A 22,400-nucleotide genomic window follows, 5' to 3' on the forward strand; every position below is an offset into this window, starting at 1 on the left:
CTCCGACGGCAAGGGCGGGTTGAAATCTTGCCGAACGGTTAAGCCTTTACGTCGCATTAACCAAAGCAGGACGACATCGATGCAAGGGGAGGCGCGGCTGTCCACAGGTTCACCGAACCTGGCTACATCTTGCGGTTAACCACGTGTTTACACCCCAGATTTGGACCGCTAGCGTCCACGCCATGGGTCGGGAGGCGAATCGGTGAGCGCAGCGTCGCCTTGGAGCGTCAAGGGAATCGATCCCAAGGCGCGCGAGATCGCCAAGGACCTGGCTCGTCGCTCCGGCATGACCTTGGGCGACTGGCTGAATCAGGTCATTCTCGAGGACGGCGACGATGAGGTCATCCCGCTGCCGCGTCGTGGCGCGATGGATCCGGGTCACGAGCGCCGGGGCCGTTCGCGCAGGCTCGATGACGCCTATCCGCGCCTGAACGACGAGCGTGAGGACGCCTATCACCGCCTGACCGCCCAATTGGACGCCCTCGCCGCCCGGCTGGAGGGCGCCGAGCACCGCTCGACCCTGGCCATCGCCGGCGTCGATCAGGCCGTCACCGGCATCGTCCGTCGCCTGGACGGCGAGGAGGAGGCCGCGACGGAGCAGAAGGCGCGGCTGGACGAGATCGCCGACGAACTGCGCGCGGGCCACCGTCGCCTGCGCCAGATGGAGGACCGGGTCGGGCCCGAGACCGAGGCCGGTTTCAAGAAGGTCGAGACCGCCATCGGCTCGGTCACGGGCCGCCTCTACGACATCGAGGAGCGCCAGCGCCTGGCGCTGGGCGAAATCCGTCAGCGTGTCGATCAGGTCGAATCCCAGGCGGCCAAGGCCCGCCCCGAGGCGGGGCAGGACATTCTGGAAAAGGTCGGCGCCCAGGTCAGCGCTCGGCTCGACGCCGCCCAGTCGCGCACGTCAGATGCCCTCAGGGGCCTGGAGCAATCCTTCGCCCAGCTGGACCAGCGACTGAAGGCGGCCGAGGGCCGAATCGAGCCCGACGGCGCCCGCGAGGCGGCGCGGTTCGAGAAGCTGGCCGAGAGCCTGACGCGTCAGGTCGAACAGAACCGCGAAGAGATGTTCCGTCGGCTGGATGTGGCCGCGACGGAGAACCGCCTGGACCGCATCGAGCGCGCGGTCTCGGGCCTGACCGACCAGCTGGCGGCTTCCGAACGCCGCTCGGCCCAGGCGGTCGAGGCTATGGGCCGCGAGATCGTCCGGATCGCCGAGAATCTGGATCAGCGGCTGAAACAGGCCGACGCCGAGGTCGGCACCCGTATCCGAGACGAGATGCGCGACGCCGGGGAAGGAGTCACCCGCAAATTCGCCCGCGCCGTCGAAAACCTTGGCGAACGGCTGGACACCGACCTGAAGACCCTTTCGGACCGCGTGGACGGCGAGATCGCCGCCGCCGGCCGCCGTCAGGACGCCGATGCCCGACGTCTCGCGGAAGCGGTCGACCAGCGCCTGACCCGCGCCGGCGATCAGCAGGTGCTGGCCCTCGAGAAACTGGGTGGCGAGATCGCCCGCATCTCGGAACGTCTCGGCGAGCGCATCGCCCAATCCGAGCGCAGGTCGGCCTCGGCGATCGAGGACATCACCGAGCGCCTCGCCACGTCGGCCGAGAAGAACGACCAGCTGTATGCCCGCGCATCCGGAGACCTCGCGGATCGCATGCGGCAGAGCGAGGAGCGCACGGCCAGGCTCCTTGCCGAGGCGCGCGAGGCTATGGAGCGTCGCGCCGAGCCCGTGAGCCCGCCGCCCGCCGCTGACCCGTCGCCCGACTGGCGTGTCGCGGCCTTCCCCGGCGAAACCTTCGAGTCGAGCGACAGCACCCCGGCCGGCGGTTGGTCGGATGATCCGCTAATCGACGATCTGGAGGCGCAGGCGCCCAAGGCCGCCGCTCCGGAGCCGGCGCCCGCCGCCGGCCCCGAGACGCCCGCGGCGCTGGACGCGCCCTTCGGCTTCGCCAGTCTCGCGCCCGAAGCCGTGGCCGCCATGGCGGCCCCAACCCCGGCCGAGCCGGCGACACCGCCGGTCGAGCGCGTCGAGGAGCCGTCACTGAACGGCGACGATCTCGACGCCTTCGGCGGCGCCGATGTGTCGGACGTCTTCGCCGCCACCGCGCCGCCGGCTGATCATCTCGATCCCGATGGGCACGAGGATCACGGCGAGCACGACTTCGTCGATCCGCGCCAGGCCCGTCGCGAACGCGCCGCCTCGACCCAGTCCACCATCGCCGCGGCCCGCGCCGCCATGACCGCGCCGGAGCCTGAACAGCCGGCCACGACCGGCGGCCTGCTGCGCAAAGGCGGCAAGAGCAAGCTTCAGCTGAGGCTGGATCGCCAGGCCCGCAAGGACGGCGGCACGGTCAAGAAAGCGTTCCTGGCCTCGGTCACCGCCGTGGCCCTCACCGGCGGCGTCTATGGCTATATGCGCCTGACCGAAAGTCCGCTGCTGCCCTCCAGCGGCGGCGAGCCCGATCTGATCGCCGCCAGTCTGACCGTGCCGACCGACGCGCCCGCGGCCCCGAGCGAAGGTGAGCGCGCCTATCAGGCCGCCCTGACGGCGCTGGACGCCGGAGAGCCGGGCGCCGTGACGGCCCTGACCCGCGCCGCCGAACTGGGCTACGCCCCGGCGCAGCTGCACCTGGCGCGCCTGTACGAAACCGGCGATCAGGGCGTGACCGTCGACCCGGCCGAGGCGCGGATCTGGAGCCAGCGCGCGGCCGAGAACGGTTCGGAGCGCGCCATGCATAATCTTGCGCTGATGCTCTACGCGGGGCAGGGGGGCGCCGTTGATCAGGCGGAGGCGGCCAGCTGGTTCCGGCAGGCGGCTGAGCGCGGCCTGACCGACAGCCAGTTCAACCTGGCCAAGCTCTATGCCGACGGCGCCGAAGGCGTGGCGCGCGATCCGGCAGAGGCGCTGCGTTGGTATCTCATCGCCGGGCAGTCGGGCGACCTGGAGGCCCGGGCCGAAGCCGAGCGCATCGCCGCCGCCCTGCCGGCCGCGCGCCGCTCCGAAATCGAACAGGCCGCCCAGAGCTTCGTCGCCGCCGGCTGATCTGCGGGAAGCCAAACGCCAGCCGACGGGTGGTCATCGTTTCGGCGCCTCGATAAGACACGGGTTCGTGAAGTTCGTCGGCCTCCCTCTCTCCGGCCGACGACATCCGGTCCATCCTCCAGCCGAAGGCCCGCCCTTTGGACATCTACCTGCCGATCGCCGAGGTTTCGGTGAACGCGCCGCTGTTGATCCTGTTGGGCGCGGCGGTGGGCTTCATCTCGGGCCTTTTCGGCATCGGCGGCGGCTTCCTGATGGCCCCGGTGCTGGTGTTCATGGGCATTCCGCCGACCGTGGCGGTCGCCAGCCAGGCCAGCCACGTCGTCGCCTCCTCCACCTCCGGCGTGGTCAGCTACGGCGCCCAGAAGGCGGTCGACTACAAGATGGGTGGGGTCATGGCGATCGGCGGGGTCGCCGGCGCCTTCGTCGGCGTCGAGATCTTCCGTTACCTGCGCCTCCTGGGCCAGGCCGACCTGGTGGTCGCGGTGGCGTATCTACTGCTGCTGGGGACCATCGGGGCCCTGATGCTGAACGAGTCTTTGGGTCAGATCATCCGTCGGCGACAGGGCCTGCCCAATCCGCCCCGGACCCAGCGCCGGCCGATGTGGCTGTACGGCCTGCCATGGCGCATGCGGTTCCCGCGCTCGGGCCTCTATATCTCTGCCATTCCGCCGCTGGGCCTCGGCGTCTGCGTGGGCATCCTGTCGGCCATCATGGGTGTGGGCGGCGGCTTCATCCTGGTGCCGGCCATGCTCTATGTGCTGCGCATGAAGGCCTCGGTGGTGGTCGGCACCAGCCTGCTGCAGATCATTATCACGACCGGCGTCACCACCGTGCTGCAGGCCGGCCGCAACCAGACGGTCGACATCGTGCTGTCGACCCTGCTGCTAGTCGGCGGAGTGATCGGAGCCCAGTACGGCGCCAAGCTGTCGGGCCGCTTCCGCGCCGAGGAGCTGCGGGCGGTCCTGGGGCTGCTGGTGCTGCTGGTCGGAATCCAGATGGGGCTGGAGCTGTTCGTGCGCCCGGATGAGATGTTCCAGCTGGCCCCGGGCGTCGATCAGCCCGAGCCCATCGCCGAAGTCGCCGTCCCGGACGATGAGGACGTGCGATGATCCCCGCCGTCCCGCCGCCTCCCGATCCGCCTGCCGCTGTGTCGGAAGCGCCCGAGCGGTCGGCCGCGACCGAGCGGGAGGTGCGGGTCGCCGCCGCCCTGACCGACGCCGAGGTCCGGATCGACACCGGCTTTTCCGGCGCCTCGATGATCATCTATGGGGCGGTGTTCAATCCGACCGACGCCCCCGCCGACGTCGTGGTCGTTGTGCGCGGCCCCGACCAGCCGGTGCGTCTTATCCGCAAGCAGCGCGTGCTGGGCGTCTGGCTGAACAGTCGTCCGGTGCTGTTCGAGGGCGCGCCCGGCTTCTACATGACGGCCTCGACCCGGCCGCTGAGCGATGTCGCCGATTTCGGCTCCCTGCGTCGTCTGGGCGTCGGCGTGGACCACCTCCAGATCGACGCCCCGGCGGAGGCGCGCAGCGTCACCCGTTACGGCGTGCGCGACGTGGTCATCAGCCGTCTGGGCGAGGATTACCTCGACTGGCGGCGCGCCGTGATCCGGCTGAAACAGACCGCCAACCTCTATTCCAGCGACGACGACGGCGTGACCTTCGTCGACCGCGGCCTGTTCCGCGCCGAGCTGGAACTGCCGACCACGGCGCCGACCGGCCGCTACCACGCCGAGGTCTGGGTCTTTCAGGAGGGCGAGCCGGTGGGCGTCTCCAACCTCACCCTGCGCGTCGAAAAGGTCGGGTTCGAGCGCGCCATCTACGACTTCGCGCACCAGCGTCCCTGGCTTTACGGTATCCTGTGCGTGATGCTGGCCTCGGCCACCGGCCTGGGCGCATCGAGAGTGTTCAAGCGACGCTGAGGCCTCTGGAGGCGAGCGCGCGGCTGGGCTATCGCGGACGTCATGAAGCGCGCCCATCTGATCCTCGCCGCCGCCGTGTCCGCGGTCGTCCTGTTCCCGGCCGTCCACGCTCTGTCCTGGGGCTCGACCGGCCACCGACTGGTTGGCGCCGCCGCCGTCCGGTCCCTGCCGGACGAGCTTCCCGCTTTTGTGCGCACGCCCCAGGCGGCCGCCGAAGTCGGCGAACTGTCGCGCGAACCGGATCGCTGGAAGGGCGCCGGTCAGCCGCACGACCGCGAGCGCGACACGGCCCACTTCGTCGACATGACCGACGACGGCCGGGTCATGGTCGCGGCCGGGCCGCATATTCGCGAGCTGCCAGAGCTGAAATGGCAATATGACGCGGCGCTGATCCAGGCCGGCACCGACGTCAACGCCGCCGGTTATCTGCCCTACGCCATCATGGACGCCTGGCAGCAGCTGGTGCGCGACTTCGCCTATATCCGCGTCCTGAACGCCGCCGCCGCGCGCGAAACCGATCCTGAACGGGCCGCCTGGTACCGGGAAGACCTGAAGCGCCGCGAAGCCCTGACCCTGCGCGACCTCGGGGTGCTCAGCCATTATGTCGGCGACGCCGCCCAGCCGCACCACACCACCATCCACTACAATGGCTGGGACCGGGATACGCCGAACCCGGAGGGCTTCACCACCTCGCGCCAGACCCACGGCATGTTCGAGGGCGCCTTCGTCCAGCGGACCCAGCGCCTGGACGCCATCGAGGCGGCCATGCCTGCATCGCGCCTGGAGGGCTTCGACCTCCGCGCCCGGACCGCCGACTACCTCCTGGCCACGCTCGGTCAGGTCACGCCCTTCTACCGGCTGGAGAAGAGCGGCGGCTTTCGTGACGACGATCCCCGAGGCGCGGCCTTCGCCACCGAGCGGCTGGCGGCCGGCGCGGCCGAGCTCCGTGATCTGACCATCCTGGCCTGGCGCGCCTCGGCCGAGGTGTCGGTTGGCTGGCCGGCGGTCAAGGTGGCCGAGGTTGAGGCGGGATCCGCCGATCCCTGGCTGGCGATGATCGGGGAGGACTGAGCCGTGCCGCCGGGCTCGCCGTTCGCGCCCGGCGACCTCGCGCGCCGGCTGGCCGAGGCCTCGGCGCTGAGACAGGCGGGTCGCTGGGTTGAGGCCTGCGCCGCCTATGAAGAGGTGCTGGCCGCCGATCCGGGCCTGGCCGACAGTTGGTTCAATCTGGCGCTCTGCCGCCGCCGCGCCCGCCGCTTCGAGGCGGCGCTCGACGCCTACGCCCAGGCGCTGATCCACGGCGTCTCCGGGCCGGCCGAGGTCCATTTGAATCGCGCGGTGATCCTCAGCGAGGATCTCGATCAACCCGACGCCGCCCTGGCCGAACTCGAACGAGCCGTGGCGCTCGATTCCGACTACCTTCCGGCCTGGCTCAATCTCGGCAATCTTCATGAGGACCGTGGCGAGCGCGACGCGGCCCGCCTGGCCTATGAGCAGGCGCTGCTCATCGCTCCCGATCATCCTCTCGGCCTCGCGCGTCTCGCCGGCGTCACGCGCTTCGACGCTCCCGACGATGCCCTGATCGCCCGCATGACGGCCCGGCGCGCCGACGCACGTCTCGATCCGGAGAACCGCGCCGATCTAGAGTTCGCCCTCGGTCGCGCGCTCGATTCCGTCGGCGCCTACGACGCCGCCTTCGATGCCTACGCCCGCGCCAATCACGCCCAGGCCCTGGGGTGGGGCGTCCGCTACGACCCCTCGGTCGCCGAGCGGCTGATCGACGACCTGATCGCCGTATACGCCAAACCCGCTCCGTCCGCTGATCCGGCGGACGCGAGCCCAGCGCCGCTGTTCATCTGCGGTCACTTCCGCTCCGGCTCGACCCTGGCGGAGCGCCTTCTCGCCGGCCATCCGCAGGTCACGCCCGGGGGCGAACTGGACACGCTCCCGGCCCTCGAACACCAGCTGGGCGGGCCGGTCGCGGCCGCGCGCGCGCCGCAGGGCCGCATTGTCGAGGCGGCCTCGACCTATCGCGCCGAGGTCGCGCGCACGCGTCCTGGCCCGGGCCTCCTGATCGACAAGCGGCCCGACAACGTTCTTCGCCTGGGCCTCGCCAAGCGGCTGTTCCCCGCCGCCCGCATCGTGCTGACCCGCCGCGATCCGCGAGACGTCGTGCTGTCCAACTGGATGCTCCAGCTCGGCCCTGCCGCATCCCAGGCGCTGACCCTCGAAGCCATGGCCCATTGGGTGCGGCAGATCGACCGGCTGATCGCCCACTGGCGGCGCCTCTGGCCCGACGACATCCTGGTGCTCGATTACGACGCTCTGGTTCGCGATCCCGAGACCCACACCCGCCGTCTCCTGACCTTCGCCGGTCTGAGCTGGCGGGCCGAGGTGCTGGATTTCGCCGATCGTCCGGGCGCCGTGCGCACCGCCAGCGTCTGGCAGGTGCGAGAGCCGCTCTATACCCGCAGCTCCGGCCGCTGGCGCCGCTACGCCGACCGCCTGCCGCCCGACGTGTTGGCGCTGGGCGACTAGGCGCTCGGCTCCACCGGATCGGGCGCGTCCTGGAGGCCTGTCGCATGGCGCCTCTGCAGCCGCTGCACGGCCCAGGCCACCAGCCACAGCGCCATGGCCCAGGCGGCGCCCAGGCTCCATCCCGCCAGCACGTCGGTGGCCCAGTGGGCGCCGAGATAGACCCGCGTCACCCCGACCAGCAGGGCGATCAGGATGGCGCAGCCCAGCACATAGGTCTTGAACCGCCGGCGCGGAAAGGCGCGGGTCAGCATCACCCCGATCGACAGATAGAAGACCGTCGACAGCAGGGCGTGGCCCGAGGGGAAGCTGGCGTTGATGGTTTCCACCGCCTGATAGATTTCCGGCGGCCGCTCGCGCTCGAACAGGGCCTTGGTCCCCTCGCTCAGCGCCACACCTCCGGCCAGTCCGGCCAGCAGCAGGACCGACGACAGCCATTTGCGCTGAAACCATAGAAAGCCGATCACCATCACCGCGAACAGGGTCAGCACCGAAATGCCGCCCAGGGAGGTGAGGTCGGCCGCCGCCTCTTCCAGCCACCAGGGCCCCCAGGCGCGGTGCGGGTCGTCGGCGAAGGGGCGCATGGCCATCAGCACGGTCTGATCAAAGGCCTGGCCGTCGGCCTCGGTCATGTCGTCGGCCAGTTCGACGAAAGCCATCAGCCCCAGAGCGACCACCGCCAGGGCCGCCAAGGCCGCCAGCTCGGCGCGCGCGAACGCCACGGAGCGCTTCAGGGCCGTCATGGCGTCGTCGCGAAGTTCGGCTTTGGTTGGCATGGCTCCGACTAACGGCGCCGCTTGTCTCCCGTTCCGATCACGCGTTCGTGATCCGCCGTCCGTAACCGGATTTGCACAGGCCTGACGGGGTTGTCCCGACGAATCATCGGAATCCGGGCCGTCAAGCCGTTGACGGGTCGTTAGCCATCTGCGCCCCATATGTGGGCGGGCAGGGATGCGGACACACCAGATTTAGTGTTCGATCCTCGGGGATCGTCGAGATTGTTCAGGGGCTTGGAGCGCGAAATGGCGGCTGGAGAAGCGTTGAAGGCGGAATTCGGGGTGATCGAGGGCGGTCTCGCCCAGGCCCCCACGGGTGAACGTCCGGCCCTGTCGCTGGTGCGCAAGGTCGAGGTCGATCGCTCGCGCGACGCCCTGCTGACCGAGTTCGGCAAGAAGACGCTGGAGGATCGCTACCTGCTGGCGGGCGAGAGCTACCAGGACATGTTCGCTCGCGTCGCCACGGCCTTCGCCGACGACGCCGACCACGCCCAGCGCGTCTATGACTATATGAGCCGTCTGTGGTTCATGCCGGCCACGCCGGTGCTGTCGAATGGCGGCGCCGATCGCGGCCTGCCGATCAGCTGCTTCCTCAACGCCGTGGGCGATTCGCTGGACGGCATTCAGAGCGTCTGGAACGAGAACGTCGCCCTGGCCTCCAACGGCGGCGGTATCGGCACCTATTGGGGCGGCGTCCGCTCCATCGGCGAGAAGGTCAAGGGCGCGGGCCAGACCTCGGGGATCATCCCCTTCATCCGCGTGATGGATTCCCTGACCCTGGCGATCTCGCAAGGCTCGCTGCGTCGTGGTTCGGCCGCCGTCTATCTCGACGTCCATCACCCGGAGATCGAGGAGTTCCTCGAAATCCGCAAACCCTCGGGCGACTTCAACAGGAAGTCGCTGAACCTGCATCACGGCATCAACATCACCGACGCCTTCATGGAGGCGGTGCGAGACGGCGCGACCTTCGACCTGAAGTCGCCCAAGTCCGGCGAGGTGATGAAGACCGTCGACGCCCGCAGCCTGTGGCAGAAGATCCTCGAGATCCGCCTGCAGACCGGGGAGCCCTATCTGATCTTCTCCGACACGGTGAACCGCCTGATGCCGCAGCATCAGCGCGATCTGGGCCTGTCGGTCAAACAGTCGAACCTGTGCTCGGAGATCATGCTCCACACCGGCCGCGACCACCTTGGCATCGACCGCACCGCCGTCTGCTGCCTGTCGTCGGTCAACGCCGAGACCTTCCTGGAGTGGCGCGAAGAGCCGCAGTTCATCGAGGACGTCATGCGCTTCCTCGACAATGTGCTGGAGGACTTCATCCGCCGCGCCCCGCCGGAAATGAAGGCGGCCGTCTATTCCGCGCGCCGCGAACGTTCGGTGGGCCTGGGCCTGATGGGCTTCCACTCCTTCCTCCAGGCCCAGGGCGTGGCCTTCGAGAGCGCCATGGCCAAGTCGTGGAACATGCGGCTGTTCAAGCACCTGCGTCGCGAGGCCGACAAGGCCAGCCGCCTGCTGGCCGAGGAGAAGGGCCCCTGCGAGGACGCCAAGGAGCGCGGTGTCATGGAGCGGTTCAGCCACAAGCTGGCCATCGCCCCCACGGCCTCGATCTCGATCATCTGCGGCGGGACCTCGGCGGGCATCGAGCCGATCCCGGCCAACATCTACACCCACAAGACCTTGTCCGGCTCCTTCGCGGTCAAGAACCCCTATCTGGAAGACCTGCTCGAGACCAAGGGGCTGAACACCGACGCGGTGTGGTCGACCATCCTCGAGAACGAGGGCTCTGTCGCCCATCTCGACGCCCTGACCGAGGACGAGAAGGGCGTGTTCAAGACCGCCTTCGAACTGGACCAGCGCTGGATCGTCGAACTGGCCGCCGACCGCTCGCCGGAAATCTGCCAGGCCCAGTCGATCAACCTGTTCATCCCCGGCGACGTCAACAAGTGGGACCTGCACATGCTGCACTGGCAGGCGTGGGAGCGGGGCATCAAGTCGCTCTACTACCTGCGCTCCAAGTCGGTGCAGCGGGCGTCCTTCGCCGGCGCCGAGGACAAGGCCGAGCCCGACCTCAACCAGCCGGATCTCTTCGCGGCCGCCAAGACCGACTACGAGGAATGTCTGGCTTGTCAGTGAGCCGCGCCGCGGCTCACTGATGTTTGGGCGCTAACGCGAGCGACGCGCTCGCTCGCTGCTTGAGCGCAGATCGAGAACGATTTCCACCGGCCTCGCCGGAATATGTGGATGACATGCGTGGGGCGGCCGAGGTTCGGCATTGACCACCAAGAACCCATCTGCGCTGAATCAGTCTGCGGGACGAGATTCGTCCGGAGGCCCCTACTCACCGGGCATGGTGGGTAGGGGGCGCAGCCGCAAAGCAGTCGGCAGAAGCTGGGTAGGGGTCGTTCCTAAGGGAGCGGCCCCTTCCTTTTTCTAAGCTGAAGCGCGCTGGATTCTGGGTCAATAGGCTGACGCGAAGTTTCTAACCACAGCCCCATCGGTTAGTTAGCTCTTCAGCCGCCACCCTGACCGGAACACCAGCCAGCAGATTACGGCCAGGGCCACGGTCAGCACGCCGCTGACCACGATCCCGATCGCCAGGCTGCCCTCGGCCTGGCCGATGAAGCCGGCGCGGAAGCCGTCGATCAGATAGAACATCGGGTTCCAGTGGCTGATGGTGGCGAAAGGCTCCGGCAGCCTCTCGACCAGATAGAAGGTGCCCGACAGGAAGGTCAGCGGCATGACCAGGAAGTTCTGCACCGCCGCCAGCTGGTCGAACTTCTCGGACCACAAGCCGGCCAGGACCCCGACCAGACCCATCAGCAGCGAGGCCGTGATCCCGAACCACAGGATCAGGCCGAGGTTCGCCAGCCCCAGCCGCGCGAACGGCAGGACGCACACAGCCGTCACCAGCCCGACCAGGATGCCGCGCGTCGCCGCGCCCAGGGAAAAGCCGATGGTCAGCTCCAGCGGGCTCAGCGGCGGAGTCAGGAAATCCGTCGCCGTGCCCATGATCTTGGCCTGGATCAGACTGGAGGAGGCGTTGGCGAAGGCGTTGTTCAGGATGGCCATCATCACCAGGCCCGGGGCCACGAACTCGGCGAAGGGCGTGCCGTGCAGCGGCGGCCGCGAAGTCGACATCGCGACCACGAACACCATCATATACAACAGGGTGGTGACCACCGGCGCCGCCACCGTCTGGGCGCCCACCTTCAGGAAACGTCGGACCTCGCGCTTGTACAGGGTCCAGACCCCGATCCAGTTGACCCCGCCATAGGCGCGGGGTGTCGGCAGACCGGCGGGCCGGGTCGAGATCAGATCGCTCATGGCCCCGAAATGCGCGGTCGCACCGGCGCCCGCAAGCCCGGCGGGCGATTGGACTCTAGGAGTCCACTTTTGGACACCGCTACACGTCTGATAAAAAAGACAATCGCCTGCCAACCTGGACTCATTGGACTCCTTTTTTGTCGGCCGGACGTCAGTCTAGGCCCGCCCCGCCCCTGTCCCAGATTGATTCAATATCTGGTTTGTTGTGGACGGATCAGGCGCCACATATTGCGCTCATTAATGCCTCGGTTACGATTGGTTGTGGTCGAGGCGCTGATCGAGGCGCTCCGGATCAAGATATTGAATCCTGGCGGTGGGAGGCAGTCATGACGCAGAGCTGGACCGAGGAACGGGTCGGCGCCCTCAAGAAGCTGTGGCTGGAGGGCCAGTCGGCCAGCCAGATCGCCAAGGCTCTGGGCGGCGGCGTCACCCGCAACGCCGTGATCGGCAAGGTGCACCGCCTGGGCCTTTCGGGCCGCGCGGCCCCGTCGCAGCCGACCCGCACCGCCACCACCTTCCGCACCCAGCGGCCCAAGCCCGCCGCCCAGCCGACGCGCGCGCCCAGCGCTCCGCGCCGCATCGAGGCCGCGGAGCCCCGGCCCGAACCGGTCGCGGCTCCCGCGCCGATGCCGGAGCTGGAGGGCACCGCGACCGTCCTCACCCTGGGCGCCCACATGTGCAAATGGCCGATCGGCGACCCGTCGTCCTCGGGCTTCTCTTTCTGCGGCCGCCGCGCCTCGGAAGGCGTCTACTGCGTCGAGCACGCCAAGGTCGCCTACCAGCCCCAGACGCGAAAGGGCGGCAAGGACGGCGGCACAGAGCTGGCCCGCTCCCTGCGCCGATACATCTAAGGGGCGCTAGCGCTCGCGACGCGGTCGCTCACTGCTTGAGCGGCTCCAACCTGACGCTACCGCTCACGATGCGGTCGTTCGCTGCTTGAACGTCGCGGCCATAAGGTCGCCAAGAATGTCCCCGAGAGGGGCGCCCGTCCGAACCGACCCCGCTCCGCTGGTGGTCGGCTTTGGGGGCGGGGCTGCGGTTCTCCGGGTTGACGCAGCCCCCCACCCGACTTCACCTCAATCGGCGACGAAGCCGTCGGGCGACACCGCCACGAAGCGGGCCCGGCCCTCCAGCGTAGCGAAGAAATCCCGCTCCGCTCCGGTCAGCACAGCCTGCAGCCCAAGCGCCTCGATCTCGTCATAGAGCGCCGCGCGCCGGTTGGCGTCGAGGTGGGCCGCCGCTTCGTCCAGCAGCAGGATGGGCCGGGCCGACTCGTCCTTGAGCCGCCCGACCTGGGCCAGGATCAGGTTCAGCACCAGCGCCTTCTGCTCCCCGGAGGACCCCTCGGCGGCGGGGCGGTTCTTCTCGCGATGGATCGCTGTCAGGTCGGCCCGATGCGGCCCGAACAGCGAGCGTCCGGCGGCGGCGTCGCGGCTCCGGGCCCGCGAGAAGCCTTCGCGCAGGAAGGCGACCAGAGCCGGCTCATCGCCCTTTCCAGCCAGCCCCCGTTCCTCCGCGTCGCCCGAAAGCGCCAGGGAAGCCTGCGGAAAGGGTCGATCGCCCCGCGCGTCGATGCCGGACTGCAGCGCGGTCAGGGCGGCGGCGCGACCGAGCACCGCGCGCGATCCCGCCGCGGCCAGCCGATCCTCCAGCGCGTCGAGCCACAGGGGATCGGCCGGGCGCCCCTCCGCCCCCTCGGTGAGCAGTCGCAGCCGCTCCTTCAGCGCCTTCTCATAGGCGGCGACGTGGGCGGCGTGGTCCGGATCGGCGGCGAACACCAGCCGGTCGAAGAAGCGTAAGCGCTCCGCGCGCGGCCCGGCGAACAGGCGGTCGTGCTCCGGCGTGGCCCACAGCGGTCGCAGGTGATCCAGCATGCGGCCGGGGGGGGCAGGCTCGCCGTCGATGCGCACGATCCGGCGGGATGACCCGGCGCCCTGAACGCCTGTACCGATGCGTACCTCGTCGTCGATCTCGGCCAGCACGGCGCTGACCGCCCACGGCCGGCCGCGCGCCTCGCCCGGCTCGCGACGGCCCAGCTCAGCGGTCGTCGCTCCGCGCAACCCCCGGCCGGGGCTGAGCAGGCTGATCGCCTCCAGCCCATTGGTCTTGCCCGCGCCGTTTGGGCCATGCAGCACGGTGATCCCTTCGGCCAGATCTAGTCGGGCGGCCGCATAGGAGCGGAAATCGGTCAGGGCGATGGAGACGATCACGCGCGGGCGACAACCAGGGCGCCGGCGGGCGGCGGAGAGAGGATATCCCGGGCCGGTCGCCGGTCGTGCAGCCAGTCCGCCCACAGGTCCGGCTGGAGCGGGAGCACGCCGCGCGAGTGATAGGGCGCCACGTCCGGCCCCGGCTCTGCGGTCAGCAGAGAGAAGGCCTCCCCCCAGTCCGTCCGGCGCCAGACGCCGGCCAGCGCCAGAAACGGACGCTCGGGATCGCGGAAGATCCAGCGTGTCTTGGGGTATGTGTCGCCGGTGAATTCGTAGAAGCCGGACACCGGGACCAGACAGCGGCCGCCGTTGTCGCCGTTGCGCAGGGTCCGGCCCTCGCTTCGGAAATTGATCACGGGTCCGGCCTTGGGGCGCGGCGGCGGAAAGCCGAAACGCATGTCGAACAGGTCGGGCTGGCCGTCGTCGCCGACCCGGATCGCCGGGGCTGGGTCGGTCGGCCGCACCCGCTCGCGCGGCTCCAGATTGGGCAGGCCCCGCGTCAGCTTCAGCGCGGCGTCTGCGGCGGCGAAGGCGTCGACCAGTTCCTTGACCGAAAACCGGGCCTCATAGGAGGCGCACATCGGCGGTCAGACCCGCTGGCCATAGCGCATGCGCGCCAGCGCCTCGGTCAGCTTGCGGCCCGGAGCATGGAAGTCCTTGCCCGCCTTCCATTTTTCGAAGGCCATGACGTTATCGATGCGCCGCGCCACGAAGGCTTCGGCCGGCTCGCGCCCGTCGAACCAGCGCATTGTCAGGGCCGGGATCAGGATGCCCGACAGGATGACGCGTTTGGAATAGTGGTTCCAGTCGGTGGCGGTGTCTCCGGCCCAACGCCACAGATTGTCCGCCGTCTCCCACGCCAGCGACAGGCCCAGGTCGGCGTTGGGCGGCAGGCCGAGAAAGCCAGCGCAACGCCGCGTGGCCGGTAAGGTCTCGGCGCCAGCCTCCATCCGCGCCGACACGGCATGCGCGATGCGCTCGCGAATTTTCAGAGACCCGGCGTCGATCTCGCCCAAAGCCGCCATCGTCCGGGCGTCATGACGGCGCGACAGCAGCGCGGCCAAGTCGCGCGGCCCGTTCGGCAGCAGCAGTTCCTGATCGCCCAGCGACAATCCCTCGGCGGCGCAGGCGGCTCGCACCAGGCGGCTGTTCCAGCCCAGCTCATCGGCGCGCGCGATCGCCGCGTCGAGCACGCTCTGTTCCATCTGGTCGGCCCAGTCGGGGGCCTCGGCGCCGGGGCTTGGCTCGGTCATGACGTCCTTATAGAACGCGGCCCTTCGGCTGGACAGGCCGGGCCTCGTCGTGTATCAGCGCGCCCTCATCCGCGGGCCCTGTCCGACGGAAACCGTTCGATTTGCCTAGATCATTTGTCTGCCCGTCTCCCTCACAGGACGCGGCGGGCGGCCAAAGGAGAGTTTCACCTGGTTCAGATTTTCGTCCGCGACAACAACGTCGATCAGGCCCTCAAGGCCCTGAAAAAGAAGATGCAGCGCGAAGGCAGCTTCCGTGAAATGAAGCGCCACGTGCATTACGAGAAGCCCTCGGAGAAGCGCGCTCGCCAGAAGGCCGAGGCCGTGCGCCGCGCCCGCAAGCTGGCTCGCAAGCGCGCCCAGCGCGAAGGCCTGCTGCCCGCGCCCAAGCCGCGTCCCGGCCGGTAACACCGCGCGTTTCGAACGGTTCTGAAGAGGCCGCTCTCCGGAGCGGCCTTTTTCATGTCCGCGAGCCGGCCGGCCAGACAGCAAAAAGCCCGCCGAGGTCTGACCTCGGCGGGCTTTCTCGCTCTCTTCGAGCGGCGTTTCCTCCCCGAAACGCCTGCGAGACGGACGGCGACCCTTCAGGAACGCGCGCGCCTCACGTGGGGGGACAAAACGTCACAATCCGGTCCAAGTCAAGATCGGTCCCGTGGCGAAAAGGCACCGGATTCAAGGTGATCGGCGTTAACCTGCAGAGAGGATGGCGCGAATTAGGCCAGCCATCTGATCGCGCGAAACGGTGACCTGACCCGGCCGCTCGGCCTTCCAGGCGGCGTTGTCGGACAGGCCCTGAGCCGCGGCCCGCCCGGCGTCCAGATCCTTGATCGTCACCTGGCCCGCCGCGATCTCGTCGCCGCCCAGCAGGATCACCGCGGGGGCGTCACGACGGTCGGCGTATTTCATCTGGGCCTTCATTCCGGCTCGGCCCAGATAGACCTCGGCCGGCACGCCCGCGGCGCGCAGCTCGGCCGCCGCCGCGAAATAGTGGGCCATGTCATCCTCGGAAAAGGCGATCACCACAACCGGCCCGCGCGCGACGGAAGCTGTCCGACCCGAGGCCGCCAGCGCCGCCGCGAGGCGCGACACGCCGAAGGAAAAGCCGGTGGCCGGCACGCGCTCGCCAGTGAAGCGGGCCACCAGATCGTCATAGCGCCCGCCGCCTCCGATCGACCCGAAGCGGACCGGCCGGCCCTTGTCGTCGGTTACAGGGAGGGTCAGTTCGGCCTCGAACACGGCGCCGGTGTAATACTCCAGCCCGCGCACGATCGAGGGATCGATCACGGCGCGGTCGGGGCCCACGCCCATGGCCTTCAGCGCCGACTGGATGCGCATCAGGCTCTCCAGCCCGGCGCGGCCCGAGGCGGTCGCCCCGACCACGGCGTCGAGCGCGCCCAGGACATCGTCCCCGCCCTCGGCACCCACCGCCAGGAAATCGAGCACCGCCTGCGCTCCCGGGGCGGACAGTCCCGCGCCCTTGGTGAAGTCGCCGGACTCGTCCAGTCGGCCCTCACCCAGCAGCAGACGCACGCCCTCCAGTCCCAGCCGGTCCAGCTTGTCGACGGCGCGCAGCACCGCGAGGGTCTGGCTCGGGTCGGAGACACCCGCCGCCTCCAACACCCCATTGACCAGCTGACGGCTGGAAACCCGCACGATCGCCTGGCCGGGCTCGAGGCCTGCGGCCGCGAGGCCCTCCGCCGCCATGGCGATGATCTCGGCGTCGGCCTCGGGCCGATCGGACCCCACGGTGTCGGCATCGCACTGAACGAACTGGCGGAAACGCCCAGGACCCGGCTTTTCATTGCGCCAAACGGGGCCGAAGGCATAGCGTCGGAAGGGTTTGGGCAGCGTCTCCCAGTTTTCGGCGGCATAGCGGGCCAGGGGCGCCGTCAGGTCATAGCGCAGCGCCATCCACTGCTCGTCGTCGTCCTGAAGGGCGAAGACGCCGGCGTTGGGCCTGTCGGCGTCGGGCAGGAATTTGCCGAGCGCGTCGGCGTATTCGAAAGCCGGCGTCTCCAGTGGTTCGAAGCCCCAGCGCTCATAGACGGGCGCCACGGCTTCGACGATGCGGCGCTCGGCCATCAGGTCGCGGCCGCGCCGGTCGGCGAAGCCTCGCGGGGCGCGGGCCTCGGGGCGGATGGGGGCGCTGTCGGTCATGGCGCCGACCTAGGGGATCGCCGTGCCCGCGACAAGGCGGCGGCTCAGGCGACCGCGACACGCCTCAGCGGCACGGGGCCCTTGTAGGTCACCCGCCGCCACAGCCATTCGAACGGCCCCATGGTGAAGCGCGACAGCCATAGCGGCGACCACACGATCTGCAGCAGCCAGATGGCCCCGACCGACATCCAGATCGCCGCCGGCCCCTGCTGCCCGAACCAGAACGGACCCCAGGGCAGATAGTAGAGGCTGGCCATGATCAGGGTCTGGGTCAGATAGTTGGTGAAGGCCATCCGTCCGACGGGCGCCAGCAGGCCCAGCACCGGCTTGAGGCCATACCGCGTCAGCAGGATCAGGGCCGAGGCGTAGAACAGGCTGATCAGCGGGGCGAGCCCGCCCATGGCCGCCGCCAGGCCCCGGGTCGGATCGACCTCAGGCCCCGCCATGATGTCCTGCCAACGGAACACGGCGAAGGCCGCGAGGTTGAGGCCGCCGAGAACGAGCAAGGCGAGATAGAGCGCCATCGGCGCCTTTCCGGAGAAGAAGCCGATCTTGTAGAGGCCAAGACCCAGCATCATCAGAGGCACGGTGATCGGGATCAGGAAGGGGCTAAACGCCAGCTGGAACATCGCCCAGTCGGCGACATTCTGGGTGAACCAGCCGAATGCGCCAGTGCCATAGGCCTGAATCACGGCGGCGATGCTCTCTGGATCACTGGCGGGTTGTCCGGCCCGCATCTGCTCGGCCAGCTCAGCGGGGGCGTTGGCGATCGCCAGATAGCCGAGCGTCGCGATCACGCCCCAGAGCAGGGTCAGCCCGCCGCCCCAACTCAGCAGCCGCTTCGCCGACCACGACCGACACAGCATGAACAGCAGACCGCAATAGGCATAGTGCAGCAGGATATCGCCGTACCAGATCATGCCGTGCAGCAGGCCGAACAGGCCCAGCCACAGCAATCGCCTTGTCAGCACCGACCCCCGATCGCGATCGCGAGTCTCGCCGCCCACGAGAAACACCGACACCCCGAACAGAAGGGTGAACAGGGTGCGCATCTTGTCGGAGAAGAAGACGTCGACGGCCCAGAAGCCGACCCAATCCGCCTGACCCAGATCGACCGGCGGGGGCGCCTCGGACATCATCACTTCGACCGGCCAGGCGAAGGTGACCGCGTTGACGGCCAGGATGCCCAGCACGGCGAAACCGCGCAGCATGTCCAGATTGAAGATGCGGTCCTTGGTCTGGACCGGCCCAACCGATCCGCCGATCGAGGTTGTGGTTCCCGCTTCACTCATGTGCTCGCCCCCTGAAAGCGGAGGGGAGAGTGGCCGAGCGGTGAAGACGCGGCAAGCGCCTTCACCGCTTGGGATGGGTCACGCGGCCTGTTTGGCCCGGCTGGGGTGGAAGAACAGCGCCTGGCTGATCGCCGCCTTCACGGTTTCCGGCTGGAACGGCTTGGTGATCAGGAAGGTCGGCTCCGGCCGCTCGCCGGTCAGCAGCCGTTCCGGGAAGGCCGTGATGAAGATCACCGGCACGTCCACGCTCTTCAAGATGTCCTTGACCGCGTCGATGCCCGACGAGCCGTCGGCCAGCTGGATGTCGGCCAGGACCAGGCCCGGCTTCTGGCGCGAGACGGCGTCGACCGCCTCGTCGTGGGTGGTGGCGACGGAGGTGACCCGATGGCCCAAATCGCGGACCAGGCTTTCGATATCGGCCGAAATGATCGGCTCGTCCTCGATGATCAGCACATCGGTGGCCAGTTCGGCGTCGATCTCGCGCTGGGCCGAGGCGATCAGCTGTTCGATCGAGTGGACATCGGCGTCCAGGATCTGGGCGGCTTCGGACGGCGTGAAGCCCTCCAGCGCGGTCAGCAGAAAAGCCTGCCGCGAGCGCGGCGCGATGCGCATCAGCCGCTGAGACGGATCGTCGCTCGCCTCCAGACCGCTGCCGTCCTCCAGCTGGGCGCCGGTCGACACCCAGATGGCGTGAAACACATGATAGAGCGCGACGCGCGGCGTCATGGTGGCGGGAAGCTGCCGCTCTCCCGCGGCGAGAGCTTCCAACGCGACGCGCACATAGTTGTCGCCAGTGCCCTGATCGCCGGTAAGCGCACGAGCGTAACGACGCACATAGGGCAGGTGCGGCGCCAGCCTGGCCAGAAGACTCATGGATATCCCCGATAGGTAAAGGCTAAGGTAGAAGCCTTCGCTAAGGAGCCGAAACGTCGGCTCGCGGCAACGGTTCCGCAAGACCCCAACTTTGGCGCGCTAAATCGGGAACCCGACCCTTGGCGCCGCGTTTGGTTGCGGCTTAAGCCAACACTCACGTCAACGTCGGTCAACGACGTACAGTCGGGAACAGCCCAAACCATGACTCAACCCTCAGACTCCGCGAAGACGCCCACGGCGTCAGGCGCGGACCTGGAAGAAGCTCGCCTTCGCCAACAGGCCATAGGGGTCAAGCTGCGCCACATGTTCGATCAGGTGATCAACGAGCCTGTGCCCGACGAATTCCTCGACATCCTGCGCAATGCCGGCCCATCCTCCAAGCCTGTCAACGGCGGCGGCGAGCGCGAATGAGTCAGTCCAGAACCGCGGCCCCCAAGCCGCCCTCGAGCGACGATGCGGCGTTCAAGACCCAACTCGTCGCCCTGATCCCGCACCTGCGCGCCTTCGCTCGCACCCTGGCTGGAGATCCGACGGCCGCCGACGATCTGGCGCAGGACGCCATGATGAAGGCCTGGGACGCCCGCGCCAGCTATCAGATGGGCACCAACATGAAGGCCTGGACCTTCATGATCCTTCGCAACCAGTTTTATTCGGAAAAGCGCCGCTCCTGGCGTCAGTCGCAGCTCGACCAGGAGGCTGCCGAGCGGACGCTGGTCGCCGTAGACGATCCGGAGTCGCCGGTAGCGCTGGACGAGCTGCGTCTGGCGCTGGCAACCCTGCCGGAGGAGCAACGCGAGGCGCTGATCCTCGTGGGGGCGGGCGGCTTCGCCTATGAGGAGGCGGCGGAAATCTGCAACTGCGCCGTCGGCACGGTGAAGAGCCGGGTCAGCCGGGCTCGCCGGGCTCTGCTCGGCGTTCTTGAGCGGGGCGGCTATGAGCGTGACGGGCGTGCGGCGGGCGACGCCATGCGCTCCATCCTGGCGGACGCGGACCGGCTGAGCGGCCCGCGCGGAGGCTGACGGTGCTGGGCCGGCGTCGGTCGGCGCCCAAAGGCATCCGCTTCCGTTTGGCGGCCGCCATGGCCGTGGCGTTGCTGCCGATTCTTCTGCTCGGCGCTGTGCAGGCTATCAGCGGTTTCCGGGCCGAGGCGGAAGAGCGGCGCGATGACCTGACCCTGGCGGCCGAACTTTCGGCCGCTACCGCAAGGGCTCGACTGGAGTCTGCGGTCATCCTTCTCGACAGCATTCGGCCGGATACGGTGGGCCTGTCATGTGCGCCACGGCTCCAGAGCCTTACTCAGCGTTCAGAGGGGCTGGATGCGCTCTACCGGTATTCCGCCAGCGGCCGCGTCGTGTGCGCCTCCAGGACGGTGGATGGCCAGCAGGACCGGCAATCGGACTGGTTCCGCCGTCTGGTTGCGGGCGAGCGCGTGGTGCTGACCCAGGCGCCCGACGACCTGGCTGATCGTCCGTCATTGCTGGCCGCGGTGAGGGTTCAGCGCCCGCTGGGTCGCTTCGATGGAGCCATGGCGGCGGTCATTCCGCTTTCCTCGCTGCGTCCACGGCTGGACCCTGTCGCCCTGCCGGAAGGGTCCGAGGTCGCCCTTGTGGACGCGCGCGGGGCCATCCTGACCGCCACCGACCGCGCGGCCTTCTCCGATGATCCGGCGGTCATGGCCCGCGCGGTTCAACCCGTCGACGACGCCGCTCGGCTGGCGGAGGTCGAAGATGTCGAGGGTCGTGATCGGGTGATGGCGTCCGCGCCGTTGTATGAAAGCGAAGTGCATGTGGTGCTTTCGGCGCCTGATCCCGGCTGGCTGTCGTGGGCGCGCCTGAACCCGGTCGGTGTCTTCGCCATGCCGCTGGCAGCCTGGTTGGCCGCGCTGCTGGCGGTGATGTGGGCTTCCGACCGCATCGTGGTGCGCTGGCTGGATTATCTCGAGCGGATCGCCGCCATCTACGCCAAGGGTCGCTTCAGCGTGCGGCCGGTCCAATCCCTGAACGCGCCTTCAGAAATTCAGGTCCTGGGCAAGACACTCGACGAACTGGCCGAGAACATCGAAGCGCGTGACCGGTCCCTCACCGCCTCCCTGGCGGAGAAGGACGCCCTGCTTCGGGAAATCCACCACCGGGTGAAAAACAACCTCCAAATCATTTCCTCGCTGCTGAACCTCCAGCAGCGCGCCTTGACCGACCCGGCGGCGCGAGCGGCGATCGGCGACACGCGCCAGCGCATTTCGGCCCTGGCCCTGATCTATCGCACCCTCTACCAGAGCGCCGATATCCGGCAGGCGGACCTGGGCGACTTCCTCGGCGAACTGACCGGGCAACTGGTGGCCGCCGACAGCGGACGCGGCCCCCTGGTGACCTCTTCTGTGGAAGCCGACTCCCTGATCATCGATCCCGACCGACTGGCGCCCATCGCCCTGTGGGCGGTCGAGGCGATATCGAATGCGCAGAAGCACGCCTTCGCCGGGCGCGGCGGTGTGCTGCAGGTCAGGTTCAAGCGCACCGGCGACGGCTGCGTGCTGGAGGTCGAGGACGATGGACCGGGCGCGCCGGAGCCGGGACGCAGCGGCGTCGGCCTGACCCTGATGAACGCCTTCGCCAAGCAACTGAGGGGAACCGCGGAAGTGGTTTCGGGCGCCGGCGGCGGGACGCTGGCGCGGCTCACCTTCCCTCTGCCGCCGGAAGAATCCGCCTGAGTGACGCCCTACGGAACCGGGGCCGTGGCGCAGCGTTGACTCGGCGTCCCTCTCGCGGCTCCGGCCGCTTCAGCCGCAGGAGTTTCCAATGCGCAAGATTTTCGTGCTCGTCGCCGCCGCCTCAGCCCTCGTCGCCGCCGCCTGCAATACCGTTGCTGGTGTCGGCGAAGATACCCAGGCGGCCGGCGAAGCCATCGAGGATACCGCTCGCAACCCGTAAGCGAAGCGTCACTCGAAACGCACAGTTCAGCGCCCGTCGGTCATCCGGCGGGCGCTTTCGCATGTCTCACCCCCGGCTGCGCTTGC

Annotated in this window: 20 protein-coding genes; 12 read left to right on the plus strand and 8 right to left on the minus strand. The window is 68.7% G+C overall.

Going from position 1 to position 22,400, the window contains the following annotated elements:
- Window positions 1-202: 202 nt before the first annotated feature.
- The 5 genes from EES48_RS10410 to EES48_RS10430 all read left to right on the plus strand — a co-directional run bounded on the left by EES48_RS10410 (window position 203) and on the right by EES48_RS10430 (window position 7,511).
- Window positions 203-3,052: an SEL1-like repeat protein gene (locus EES48_RS10410; RefSeq protein WP_240623317.1), complete on the plus strand. Its 2,850-nt coding sequence runs from the start codon at window positions 203-205 to the stop codon at window positions 3,050-3,052.
- Window positions 3,053-3,189: 137 nt separating this feature from the next.
- Complete coding sequence (locus tag EES48_RS10415; protein WP_122466501.1) at window positions 3,190-4,161, plus strand: sulfite exporter TauE/SafE family protein; 972 nt, start codon at window positions 3,190-3,192, stop codon at window positions 4,159-4,161.
- On the plus strand, window positions 4,158-4,973 hold the full coding sequence (locus EES48_RS10420) for a TIGR02186 family protein (RefSeq protein WP_122466503.1): 816 nt from the start codon (window positions 4,158-4,160) through the stop codon (window positions 4,971-4,973). Before EES48_RS10415 ends, EES48_RS10420 begins: the two co-directional genes overlap by 4 nt.
- Window positions 4,974-5,015: 42 nt before the next feature.
- A complete protein-coding gene (locus EES48_RS10425) occupies window positions 5,016-6,044 on the plus strand; it encodes a phospholipase C/P1 nuclease family protein (RefSeq protein WP_122466506.1) in 1,029 nt (342 codons plus the stop codon).
- 3 nt (window positions 6,045-6,047) lie between these two features.
- Complete coding sequence (locus EES48_RS10430; protein WP_122466509.1) at window positions 6,048-7,511, plus strand: tetratricopeptide repeat-containing sulfotransferase family protein; 1,464 nt, start codon at window positions 6,048-6,050, stop codon at window positions 7,509-7,511.
- Here EES48_RS10430 and EES48_RS10435 read toward each other — a convergent pair.
- Window positions 7,508-8,284, minus strand: a complete 777-nt coding sequence (locus EES48_RS10435) for a phosphatase PAP2 family protein (RefSeq protein WP_122466512.1) — start codon at window positions 8,282-8,284, stop codon at window positions 7,508-7,510. The two genes, EES48_RS10430 and EES48_RS10435, sit on opposite strands and share 4 nt — an antisense overlap.
- A gap of 246 nt (window positions 8,285-8,530) precedes the next feature.
- On the opposite strand from EES48_RS10435, the gene EES48_RS10440 reads away from it, so the two are divergent.
- Window positions 8,531-10,417, plus strand: coding sequence for a ribonucleoside-diphosphate reductase subunit alpha (locus EES48_RS10440; RefSeq protein WP_122466515.1), 1,887 nt, complete (start codon window positions 8,531-8,533; stop codon window positions 10,415-10,417).
- Window positions 10,418-10,786: 369 nt separating this feature from the next.
- Here EES48_RS10440 and EES48_RS10445 read toward each other — a convergent pair whose 3' ends face one another.
- The gene (locus tag EES48_RS10445; protein ID WP_122466517.1) at window positions 10,787-11,608 is read right to left on the minus strand and encodes an ABC transporter permease; all 822 of its coding nucleotides are present in this window, start codon (window positions 11,606-11,608) and stop codon (window positions 10,787-10,789) included.
- Window positions 11,609-11,934: 326 nt separating this feature from the next.
- Here EES48_RS10445 and gcrA point away from each other — a divergent pair, with 326 nt between their 5' ends.
- Entirely contained in the window at window positions 11,935-12,459 is a 525-nt protein-coding gene (gene gcrA / locus EES48_RS10450; protein WP_122466520.1) for a cell cycle sigma 70 cofactor GcrA, read from the plus strand.
- A gap of 225 nt (window positions 12,460-12,684) precedes the next feature.
- On the opposite strand, the gene recF is transcribed toward gcrA, so the two are convergent.
- Genes recF through EES48_RS10465 form a run of 3 tightly spaced genes read right to left on the minus strand, consistent with a single transcriptional unit; the run spans window position 12,685 to window position 15,071 of the window.
- Window positions 12,685-13,818, minus strand: a complete 1,134-nt coding sequence (gene recF, locus EES48_RS10455) for a DNA replication/repair protein RecF (RefSeq protein ID WP_122466522.1) — start codon at window positions 13,816-13,818, stop codon at window positions 12,685-12,687.
- Window positions 13,815-14,399: an SOS response-associated peptidase gene (locus tag EES48_RS10460; protein WP_122466523.1), complete on the minus strand. Its 585-nt coding sequence runs from the start codon at window positions 14,397-14,399 to the stop codon at window positions 13,815-13,817. The genes recF and EES48_RS10460 overlap by 4 nt, the downstream gene beginning before the upstream one ends.
- 6 nt (window positions 14,400-14,405) lie before the next feature.
- Window positions 14,406-15,071, minus strand: coding sequence for a COQ9 family protein (locus EES48_RS10465; protein WP_122466526.1), 666 nt, complete (start codon window positions 15,069-15,071; stop codon window positions 14,406-14,408).
- A 168-nt stretch (window positions 15,072-15,239) separates the two neighbouring features.
- Between EES48_RS10465 and rpsU the strand changes: the two genes are divergently transcribed.
- Window positions 15,240-15,476, plus strand: a complete 237-nt coding sequence (gene rpsU, locus EES48_RS10470; protein ID WP_092312110.1) for a 30S ribosomal protein S21 — start codon at window positions 15,240-15,242, stop codon at window positions 15,474-15,476.
- Window positions 15,477-15,755: 279 nt separating this feature from the next.
- Here the strand turns inward: rpsU and hisS are convergent, their stop codons facing one another.
- The 3 genes from hisS to phyR all read right to left on the minus strand — a co-directional run bounded on the left by hisS (window position 15,756) and on the right by phyR (window position 19,390).
- Window positions 15,756-17,225: a histidine--tRNA ligase gene (gene hisS, locus EES48_RS10475; protein WP_122466528.1), complete on the minus strand. Its 1,470-nt coding sequence runs from the start codon at window positions 17,223-17,225 to the stop codon at window positions 15,756-15,758.
- A 44-nt stretch (window positions 17,226-17,269) separates the two neighbouring features.
- Window positions 17,270-18,517 (minus strand): DUF418 domain-containing protein, encoded by a 1,248-nt coding sequence (locus tag EES48_RS10480; RefSeq protein ID WP_122466530.1) that lies wholly within the window; start codon window positions 18,515-18,517, stop codon window positions 17,270-17,272.
- Window positions 18,518-18,595: 78 nt separating this feature from the next.
- The gene (gene phyR / locus EES48_RS10485) at window positions 18,596-19,390 is read right to left on the minus strand and encodes an anti-anti sigma factor/receiver protein PhyR (RefSeq protein ID WP_122466532.1); all 795 of its coding nucleotides are present in this window, start codon (window positions 19,388-19,390) and stop codon (window positions 18,596-18,598) included.
- A 201-nt stretch (window positions 19,391-19,591) separates the two neighbouring features.
- Here phyR and EES48_RS10490 point away from each other — a divergent pair, with 201 nt between their 5' ends.
- The 4 genes from EES48_RS10490 (at window position 19,592) to EES48_RS10505 (ending at window position 22,314) form a co-directional block, all read left to right on the plus strand.
- A complete protein-coding gene (locus tag EES48_RS10490) occupies window positions 19,592-19,801 on the plus strand; it encodes a NepR family anti-sigma factor (protein WP_122466534.1) in 210 nt (69 codons plus the stop codon).
- Window positions 19,798-20,409 (plus strand): sigma-70 family RNA polymerase sigma factor, encoded by a 612-nt coding sequence (locus EES48_RS10495; RefSeq protein ID WP_122466536.1) that lies wholly within the window; start codon window positions 19,798-19,800, stop codon window positions 20,407-20,409. The genes EES48_RS10490 and EES48_RS10495 overlap by 4 nt, the downstream gene beginning before the upstream one ends.
- Before the next feature lie 59 nt (window positions 20,410-20,468).
- On the plus strand, window positions 20,469-22,094 hold the full coding sequence (phyK, locus tag EES48_RS10500) for a sensor histidine kinase PhyK (RefSeq protein WP_162998121.1): 1,626 nt from the start codon (window positions 20,469-20,471) through the stop codon (window positions 22,092-22,094).
- Window positions 22,095-22,182: 88 nt separating this feature from the next.
- Entirely contained in the window at window positions 22,183-22,314 is a 132-nt protein-coding gene (locus EES48_RS10505; RefSeq protein WP_122466540.1) for an entericidin A/B family lipoprotein, read from the plus strand.
- Window positions 22,315-22,400: the final 86 nt, after the last annotated feature.

Origin of the sequence: Brevundimonas lutea (assembly GCF_003704105.1) — a bacterium.
GTDB lineage: Bacteria > Pseudomonadota > Alphaproteobacteria > Caulobacterales > Caulobacteraceae > Brevundimonas > Brevundimonas lutea.